This is a genomic window from Polaribacter sp. IC066, assembly GCF_007997085.1.
GTDB lineage: Bacteria > Bacteroidota > Bacteroidia > Flavobacteriales > Flavobacteriaceae > Polaribacter.
Genome location: NZ_VORR01000119.1, coordinates 1 through 1,990, shown reverse-complemented (window position 1 = coordinate 1,990; position 1,990 = coordinate 1). Strand labels below are relative to the sequence as shown.

At 28.1% G+C, this 1,990-nt stretch carries 1 protein-coding gene; it reads right to left on the bottom strand.

Annotated elements, in window-relative coordinates:
- Positions 1-268: 268 nt before the first annotated feature.
- Positions 269-1,801 (bottom strand): helicase associated domain-containing protein, encoded by a 1,533-nt coding sequence (locus tag ES044_RS18140; protein WP_147120767.1) that lies wholly within the window; start codon positions 1,799-1,801, stop codon positions 269-271.
- Positions 1,802-1,990: the final 189 nt, after the last annotated feature.

Below are 1,990 nucleotides of genomic sequence, written 5' to 3'. Positions count from 1 at the left end.
GAAAATTTTGACGAGCGAAAAAGTGTTCCGAAAATTCGAATTTAAAAGACCTTAAAAATTTAAAATTGAAATTATTTTCCAATTATTGAATAGAGTTTTTAAATTTTTGAGCAATTGAGCCTAACGTTGTTGTATATGGTTTGTTGTGTGTTTTAAGCAACTAATTTAGTAAATAATTACCGACCAAGAAAGTCCGCGAGGACTTTCGTAAGTAAGCGAGAAGCCAGCAATAAATTATATACGGTGTTGTGCTTTCGTGTTTTTTGAACTATTCTATTGGGAATCCTTCATTTTTCAATTCTTTTAATTCTTCTTGGTTAAACTTGTCAATTACTAAATCCATTTTACTTTTATTCTTTCTTTTACCCCAAACCCATTCATAAATATTTCCTATAAATGGTTTTGACTTAAACCATTTTCCTTCTGGATTAATAGATTTATTATATCTAAATGTTTTCCATTCTTCTGTATAATCTTTAACTCTTGACTTTTTTATCCAACTTCTATCTTCTTTAAATTTCTGTTTCCATAATTTATCTATTTCATCGATTAGATAATCTGGTATTTTATCTTTTCTATGGATTATTCTTGAATTAAATAAAGTTTGATATTTTGATTTTTTTGGATTTAAATCTTCTTCAAGGTTGGATAGAAACCTTATAGCTGAATTTTTAGGACTTCTACTTTTTTTATTATAATCAAAACCTGCTTTTTCAATTATAGCTCTTGTTTCTATATCTTTTTTAGATTCTTGAAGCCAAGTTCCTAAATTTTCCCCTTCAAAAATAAAACTATGAATTTGTGAAATTTCTTCTCCTTGTCTCAATGCTTTTTGTAATAATTTCAGCCATCTTTTTCTTATAAAATCAGTTCTTTCATCTTTTCCGTCTCCAAAATGAAAATCAATTGATTCTAACTTTTCCAAATGTTCTTTTGGCATTTCAAGTTCTGGGTCATTATAAATCAGTTTTTGTTTATAATACCAACCAATTAAAGTTTGGTCAGCATGATTTTTACTCACTGTTGTTCGACCAAATTCTTCTTTATAGGCTTTCATGCGTTTAAACATTCCATCCCACTTTTCTAAATACTCTTCAGTTATTTTAAATTTATATTTTTTTGACTGACGAGCATTTTCGGTTATTTCAATTTCTCCAAGTGTTCCTATTTTTGGATTTTTAAAACGTTTTTTTGTATTGTCGTGAGTTTTTAAAAATGAGTCTTCATCGTGTTCATATTTCTCAATTGAAATAAGAGATTCTTCGACTAAATAAGTAATATATTCTTTAGTAACCTTTTCAAGGTTATCACTTGTAAAGTCTAATAAAGGTGAAAAGTAGTCTTTAAGTTGATTTAAAACTTTATTTCCGCCTTTGTCTTCATTTGTAAAGTCAAGTAGTATTGAGGATTCTATATTGTAAAATAAACCTGATTTTGTGAGGTTTGATGACCCTGTAATAATTCGACTTCGAATTTCTCCTTCAAACACGTAAACTTTTGGATGATAAATAAATTGTTTTGAAGAGTAGACATAACTGTCAATTCCTAATTCCACAAGCATTTCAAGAGCTTCTTTTGATGTAATTTTTTCATCTATACCAATAAAGAATGTAAAGTTAGTTCCGTTTTTCTGTGCTTTTTTTATAAAAGGTTTTAATTCTTTAAGTCCTTTTGAACGCAGAAAAGCATTAAAAAATGTTACCTCTTTAAATGTTAAGTTATTTAATGTTGAACATACGTGATTTCCAATACTTTCCTCTGTATCGTCAAATAATCCTTGTCCTAAAAATTCTGCAATCATTTGTTTAGTTTATCGGGTTTTTTTGACATGAAGCACAACGTTTGTGTATAAAAATAGTTGCATTTTTTGACAACGAGGAATTTCCTACGGAAATTCAGAAGTTGGTAAAAAAGCAATAAACTTTGCTAAAGCACTAATTTAGCAATTTTTTTTATATTGTGTTATGTTTTGTTGCGAGACACTTGAGTA